Origin of the sequence: Kitasatospora sp. LaBMicrA B282 (assembly GCF_050325825.1) — a bacterium.
GTDB lineage: Bacteria > Actinomycetota > Actinomycetes > Streptomycetales > Streptomycetaceae > Kitasatospora.
On sequence record NZ_JBNQTI010000289.1, the window covers coordinates 1 to 5,802 of the forward strand.

Consider the following 5,802-nt stretch of genomic DNA (forward strand, 5'->3'; position numbering starts at 1 on the left):
GCCACCGCCACCGCCACCGCGACCGCCACGGCCGGTGCCGACGCCGCTCCGACTGCCCCAACCAGCCGGACCGAACCCCGCGCCGCCGCGCCCCGCCCCACCGCGCCCCGCTGTCGCCGCCCCCGCCGCTGACGCCGCCGATCGGCCCCACCCCCGCCGCACCTCCCACGGCACCCCCCGTCGCACCCCTCGCCCCCACCGACGAGTCGCCCGCCGCCCCCGCCGAGCTCGGCGGCAAGCGCCCGCTCACGACCCGCCGGCTGGTCAAGCGCGCCCTCGCCGGCGTGGCGGTGCTCGCGGTGCTGGCCGGCGGGGCCGGCGTGGCCCAGCTGCTGCGCCCGCTGCCCAAGCCGCAGCTGAAGTTCACCGCCGCCGACTCCTTCACCTTCGCCGGCGACCCGGTGGCGCTGCCCTGGCCGGCCAAGGGCCAGGCGGCCGCCGAGGTGGTGGGCATGGGCAGCCTGGGCAGCTCGGGCCCGAAGGACACCCCGGTGCCGATCGCCAGCGTCACCAAGGTGATGAACGCCTACCTGATCCTCCAGGCCCACCCGCTGGCGCCGGGCCAGACCGGGCCGACGATCAAGGTGGACAAGGCCGCCGCCCAGGAGTCCAACGACCCCGACCAGTCGACGGCCAAGGTGACCGAGGGGCAGGAGATCTCCGAGTACCAGGCGCTGGAGATGTTGATGCTGCCCAGCGCCAACAACATCGCCCGGCTGCTGGCCCGCTGGGACACCGGCTCCACCTCGGAGGACGCGTTCGTCAAGAAGATGAACGACCAGGCCGCCAAGCTCGGCATGACCCACACCAGCTATGCCGACCCGGCCGGCTACAACGCCGACACCAAGAGCACCGCCGCCGACCAGCTGAAGCTGGCCGAGGTGGTGATGCAGAACCCGGTGTTCCGGCAGATCGTGTCCGAGCCGGACACCGTGATCGCGGGCGCCAAGATCCCCAACACCAACTACCTGCTCGGCAAGAACGGGGTGATCGGGACCAAGACCGGTTCCAGCACCCCGGCCGGCAGCTGCCTGATGTGGGCGGCGACCAAGGACGTCGGCGGCACCCAGCAGATGCTGCTCGGGGTCACCCTGGGCCAGCCGCCGCTCCCCAACGTCGCCAACGGCCTGCTGCTGGGCGCGCAGCCGGTCAGCCAGAAGATCATCACGGCCGGCCAGGGCGCGATCACCGGCCAGACGCTGGTCAAGCAGGGCGAGCAGGTCGGCTACGTGGACGACGGCCTGGGCGGCCGGATCCCGGTGGTGGCCACCAAGGACGTCACGGTGCCGGGCTTCACCGGGATCTCGACCACCCTGAAGCTGACCCCGGTGCCCGGGGGCCTGGGCCACAGCGCCCCGGCCGGCACGGTGGTCGCCACGCTGACCGCCGGTGACGGCCCCGGCCAGGTGCAGGTGCCGGTCGCGATGGGCCGCGAGCTGGCCCCGCCGTCCATCGATGCCCGGCTCATCCGCACGAACTGAGCCCCACACGAACGACCGAGGCCCGGGCGTCGCGACGACGTCCGGGCCCCACGGCCTCGCTCAGCGGGCGCCGGTCAGCGCTTGCCCTTGCCGGTCAGCTTGGCGACCCGGGCCTGCACGCCCCAGACGGTGACCCGCCAGAGCGCCTCGACCACGATGTTGCGGCTCATCTTGGACGCGCCGTGCTCGCGCTCCACGAAGGTGATCGGCACCTCGGCGACCTTGAAACCGCTGCTCACCGAGCGGAAGGCCAGGTCGACCTGGAAGCAGTAACCGGCCGAGGCCACCTGGTCCATCCCGAGGCCGAGCAGCGTCTCCTTGCGGAAGGCGCGGTAGCCGCCGGTGACGTCCCTGATCGGCACGCCGAGCATCAGCCGGGAGTAGGTCGAGCCGCCGCGGGAGAGCAGCAGGCGGGACTTCGGCCAGTTGACCACCTTGCCGCCCGGCACCCAGCGCGAGCCCAGCACCAGGTCGGCGCCGCGCAGCGCGGTCAGCAGGCGGTAGAGCTCCTCGGGCTGGTGCGAGCCGTCCGCGTCCATCTCGACCAGGACGTCGTAGCCGTTGTCGATGCCCCAGTGGAAGCCCGCCAGGTAGGCCGCGCCGAGACCCTCCTTGCCCTTGCGGTGCATGACCTGGACGTTGCCGTCCTGCTCGGCGATCTTGTCGGCGATCTCCCCGGTGCCGTCGGGGCTGTTGTCGTCGGCGACCAGCACGTGCACCTCGGGCACGGCGGTGCGGACCCGGGAGACGATCCGTTCGACGTTCTCGGCCTCGTTGTAGGTCGGGATGATGACCAGCACCTTGCCGAGGTCGGCGAAGGAGTGCTCCTGGGGCGCAGTCACGTACGAGCCTTTCGGGTTGCGCCGCCTCCACCCTGGAGCGCGGCGATCACGGAGGTGTCGGAACCGCCCAAGAGCCCGGGGCTGGTCCACCGGGGATGTCTGGCACGGGGTTCTTCACCAGTGCCGATGGTAGCGACCCCGGCGAGTGGGTCGTTACCAGCCCTTAGGCCGCCAAGCGGACCCCGGGGGTGTCTCCGGGCCGGGCCCGGCGGCCCCCGGAACGCCTCCGGAGCCGGTGGCAGAGCGGGTCACCGGGGCACCGGGCGGAGCGTCAGGCCCGCCCCGCGAACGCCCGACGAGCTGGTGCTCGCGGGGGCGTGTTCCGGGTGAGGATGCTGACGGTCCATCGGTGCACCACCTCTGCGTAACCTGCCCGTGGCGAGCGGCCGAGGGTGCCCGTCAGCAGCAGGGCGGCGGCGAGGGAGCCACGGGGCGGCGGGCAGTGGGCGTCGGGTGGCTCCAGGGTCAACGCGGGGCGAGCACGGCCGGGTGACGGCATGGCAGAGCAGAGCGGTCGGGAAACAATCAAAAACGAGCACCCTCGAACGCAATGTGACATATGGCAGTCCTCGAAGCGGCGTCGCGTCAAGGGCCCGGGCGTGGCAGGATTCCGGCGCCGCGGCCGGAAGGTGGAGACTGGGCCGGTGCTTCGAGGACTCGGCAAGCAGCTGCGCGCGTACTGGGCCTACATCCGGCGGGCCCCTGGAACGCACATCTGGCTGCTGATCCTCTTCGCCACCACCGTCGCGCTGCACCACGTCTCGCCGCACCTGGAGCACCGGATCCTGCGCCGGGACTCCACCAACCTGCACTACCTGGCGATCTCGCCGGTCCGGGTGCTGGTCACCAGCGCCTTCTACATCGCGGGCAACGGCGGCTGGGTCTTCTACTTCGTGCTCTACAACCTCTTCCACGTCCCGGCCGAACGCTGGCTCTCCACCCGCCGCTGGCTGCTGGTGGTGCTCGTTGCCCACGTCGGCGCCACCTACCTGAGCGAGGGCGTGCTGTACTGGGCGATCGAGCACCACCGGGCCCCCGAGCGGGCCCGCTACACGCTGGACTACGGGGTCAGCTACGCGCTGGCCGGCATCCAGGCGGTGCTGGTGTACTGGATCACCCGCCCGTGGCGGTACCTCTGGCTGGCCGGGCTGCTGCTCTTCTACGGCATCTCGATGCTGAGCGCCCGGGACTTCACCAGCGTCGGCCACTTCAGCGCGGTGCTGCTCGGCCTGGCCTGCTACCCGGTGACCTACGGCCGCACCGGCAGCTGGGACCCGGCGCTCTGGCTGCGCACGGTTTCGGCCCGGCTGCGCGGGGCAGCCCGTAGGCTTGACCGGCGGGCCGGGGCAGACGGCGGAAGGGGCGGCGGATGACACCGCGCAGCGGAGCGGAGGCCGGATCGGACAACACGACAACCACCAACACGGTGACCGGCGGCCAGGTCGGGCAGCTGGTGCAGGCGCGGGACGTGACGATCAACAACCTCGCCCGGCCCGAGCCGCCCCGGTACACCCCGCGGCAGATCCGGCCGCTGCGCCAGGGGGCCGCCTTCGTCAACCGCTCGGCCGAACTGGCCGCGCTCACCGAGGCGCTGGCCGAACTGGAGCGCGGCGCCGGCCTGGTCACCGTCGCCTTCACCGGCCTCGGCGGGGTGGGCAAGACCGAGCTGATCGCCCAGTGGGCCGAGCGCGAGCGGGAGCGCTTCCCGGACGGCGACCTCTACGCCGACCTGGCGCCCGGCGGGCACGGCGACCCGGTCGACCCGGGCGAGGTGCTCGGCCGCTTCCTGCGCGCCCTGCACGTGGCCAAGGAGTACGTGCCCGACTCGCTCGCCGAGCGCGGCGACCTGTTCCGCAGCATCACCCGGGGCCGCCGACTGCTGGTCTTCCTGGACAACGTGGACCAGCCCGCCCAGGTCCGCACCCTGCTGCCCGGCGGCGGGCTGCTGGTGCTGGCCGGCCGCCGTCGGCTGCCCGCCCTGGCGCTGCCCACCGCCCGGGTGCTGACCGTGCCGCCGCTGACCACCGGGGCCGGTGCCCGACTGGTGCGCACCTGGCTGGGCGAGGACCGCGGCACCGAGCAGGAGCTGGCCGAACTGGTCGACCGCTGCGGCGGGTTGCCGCTGGCGCTGAACGCCGTCGGTTCGCAGCTGATCGGACGCCGGCAGTTGACGGTCCGTCGGGTGATGGCCGCGCTCGCCGAGCGACCGGGCGAGAGTGGCGTGGACGAGGCCCTGGACGCCGTGCTGGCCCAGCTGCCGGAGCCGGCCCGGGCGCTCCACCGGGTGATCGGCCTGCTGCCGGCCGGCCGGTTCACCCGTGAGCTGGTCGAGACCGCGGCCGGTGGCGGCCCGCTCGACCGGGCGCTGGAGGACCTGGCGGGCGCCCACCTGCTGGACGAACTGCCCGCCGCACCGCCCGCCGCCGAGGGTGCGGCGGACGACCCGGCCGAGGACCGCTTCGGCTGCCACGACCTGGTCCACCAGCACGCCCGCCGGGCCGCGGCCGAGCTGGACGAGGCGGCGACCGAGGCGGTGCAGCGCCGCCTGGTCGACTACTACCGGCACCGCACCGCGCTGGCCGACCGCGCGCTCGGCAAGCGGTTCCGCCTGCAGGACCCGCCCGCCGCCGCCCTGCCGACCGACCGCGGCCCGGCCCCGGACTGGTCGGGCCGGGAGAAGGCGACCGTCCTGGACTGGCTGGAGCGGGAGAGCAGCACCGTCCTGGAGCTGCTGCGCACCGCCGCCCGGCGCGGCTGGCACGACGCCGTCTGGCAGCTCTGCGAGTCGCTCTGGCCGCTCTACCACGGCCGCAAGCTGTACGCGGACTGGATCGAGGCGCACGAGCTGGGCGTGACGGCTGCCGGCTGGGCGGCCCGCCCGGACGCCGAGATCCGGATGCGCAACCAGCTCGCCCGCGCCCACTACGAGCTCGGCGAGCACGAGGCGGCCGCCGCCCAGCTCGCTGCCGCCGCCGAACTGCTGCCGCAGGTCACCGAAGCGCGACTGGCCGGTGTGCTGCACGAGAGTCAGGGGCTGCTCTGCCTGGCCCGCGGGCAGGCGGAGCAGGCGGTGGCCCGGTTCACCGAGGCGCGCCGGGCGAACGCGGGCGACACCCACGGCCTCGTGGTGCAGGGCTACAACCTGGCCCAGGCCCTGTTCGCGCTGCCCGACCCGGAGCGGGCGCTGGCCGAGGTGACGGCCGCCGCGGAGCTGGCCGAGCGCACCGACGACCAGGTGATGACGATGCGGCTGGACCTGCTGCGCGGCCGGCTGCACGAGGCCCGGGGCGAGAGCGCCGCGGCCCTGGCGCGGTTCGGTGCGGCCGCCGACCTGGGGCTGCAGCTCGGCCAGTGGTCCAAGGCCGACCAGGCGTTGGAGCTGCTGGCCGCGCTCGCCGAACGGGTCGGCGAGGCGGAGCCGGCCGCCCGCAGCCGGGCCCGGCTGCGCGAACTGCGCGCCGCCGCCGGGGTGCTGCCCG

4 protein-coding genes are annotated in these 5,802 nt (G+C 74.0%); 3 read left to right on the plus strand and 1 reads right to left on the minus strand.

Annotated features, from left to right (window positions below):
* On the plus strand, positions 1–1,481 hold a 1,481-nt coding region (locus ACQRUO_RS38255), incomplete at its 5' end, for a D-alanyl-D-alanine carboxypeptidase family protein (RefSeq protein WP_428320793.1).
* A gap of 74 nt (positions 1,482–1,555) precedes the next feature.
* On the opposite strand, the gene ACQRUO_RS38260 is transcribed toward ACQRUO_RS38255, so the two are convergent.
* Positions 1,556–2,323 (minus strand): polyprenol monophosphomannose synthase, encoded by a 768-nt coding sequence (locus ACQRUO_RS38260; protein WP_428320794.1) that lies wholly within the window; start codon positions 2,321–2,323, stop codon positions 1,556–1,558.
* A gap of 644 nt (positions 2,324–2,967) precedes the next feature.
* Between ACQRUO_RS38260 and ACQRUO_RS38265 the strand changes: the two genes are divergently transcribed.
* Together ACQRUO_RS38265 and ACQRUO_RS38270 are read left to right on the plus strand one after the other, a co-directional pair.
* On the plus strand, positions 2,968–3,696 hold the full coding sequence (locus tag ACQRUO_RS38265) for a rhomboid-like protein (RefSeq protein WP_428320795.1): 729 nt from the start codon (positions 2,968–2,970) through the stop codon (positions 3,694–3,696).
* Positions 3,693–5,802 (plus strand): hypothetical protein (locus ACQRUO_RS38270; RefSeq protein ID WP_428320796.1); only part of this gene is annotated, 2,110 nt, incomplete at its 3' end. The genes ACQRUO_RS38265 and ACQRUO_RS38270, both read left to right, overlap by 4 nt.